Origin of the sequence: Streptomyces sp. SID12501 (genome assembly GCF_010550245.1) — a bacterium.
Lineage (GTDB): Bacteria > Actinomycetota > Actinomycetes > Streptomycetales > Streptomycetaceae > Streptomyces.
On the sequence record NZ_JAAGLU010000150.1, the window covers coordinates 1 to 831 of the forward strand.

The window sequence follows — 831 nt, forward strand, 5'->3', positions numbered from 1 at the left end:
CGGGGGCGGGCCCCCTGTCCCCCTAGCCCGGACGCACGAGGGCGGTCCGACCCGGTGGGTCGGACCGCCCTCGTCCTGCGTGCGGGTGGTGTCAGCGACGGCGCCCCGCCGAGCCGACGTACAGGCTCACGAGGATCGCCGCGAGGGCGACCTGGATGACGATCTCCAGCACGTCGACGCCCTTGGTCTCGTTCCAGCCGACCAACGACGCGATCCACGTGCCGATGAGTGCCGCGACGATCCCGATGATGATCGTCACGAGGATGGAGATGTGCTTCTTGCCGCGCACGACCAACCGGCCGAGCGCGCCGATGATCGCGCCGACCACGATCGCGCTGATGATGCCGTTGACGTCCATGGTGTGCTCCTCGCTCCCCGTCGACCGACGACCGGCCTGGGAGCAAAGTAGGACGGGTCGGGCGGTCCCGCCCGTCGAGCGGCCCGTCACGACCGGCTCGCGCGTCCGGCCCACCCGCGGCGCCCCGGAGGGGTAGGTTGCGCAGCGCCGGTGCCGTCCGTCCCCGAGGGAGTCCCGTGTCCGACGTCGTCGCCGTGGTGCCCGCCCCGCTCGTCGTCGAGTCGTCGTCGCGGCCCCCGTTCGTCATCACGCCCTCGACGGTCGTCGTGGTCGACGCGGCCGACGACCTCGGCCCGGTCGCGGTGCTCACCGCCGACATGCTCGGCCGTGCGAGCGGCCGCGCCGTCGAGGTGAGCCACGCCGACCTCGGCACCCCCGGGGTCGTGCACCTGCGCCTCGTCGACGACCTCCCGCCCGGCGACGAGGCGTACCGCGTGGTCGCGGGCGACGGCCGCGTGCGGCTCGAGGCCCGG

At 74.1% G+C, this 831-nt stretch carries 2 protein-coding genes; one reads left to right on the forward strand and one right to left on the reverse strand.

The window, feature by feature from the left end; all coding sequences use genetic code 11:
• Positions 1–91: 91 nt before the first annotated feature.
• Positions 92–358 (reverse strand): GlsB/YeaQ/YmgE family stress response membrane protein, encoded by a 267-nt coding sequence (locus tag G3I71_RS44910; protein WP_164324657.1) that lies wholly within the window; start codon positions 356–358, stop codon positions 92–94.
• A 176-nt stretch (positions 359–534) separates the two neighbouring features.
• Here G3I71_RS44910 and G3I71_RS44915 point away from each other — a divergent pair.
• A partial coding sequence (locus G3I71_RS44915; protein ID WP_203733012.1) for a glycoside hydrolase family 20 zincin-like fold domain-containing protein occupies positions 535–831 on the forward strand: 297 nt, incomplete at its 3' end.

Coding starts and splice junctions, on each gene's coding strand:
- G3I71_RS44910 (WP_164324657.1), bottom strand. CDS start 358: ATGGACGTCAACGGCATCATCAGCGCGATCGTGGTCGGCGCGATCATC.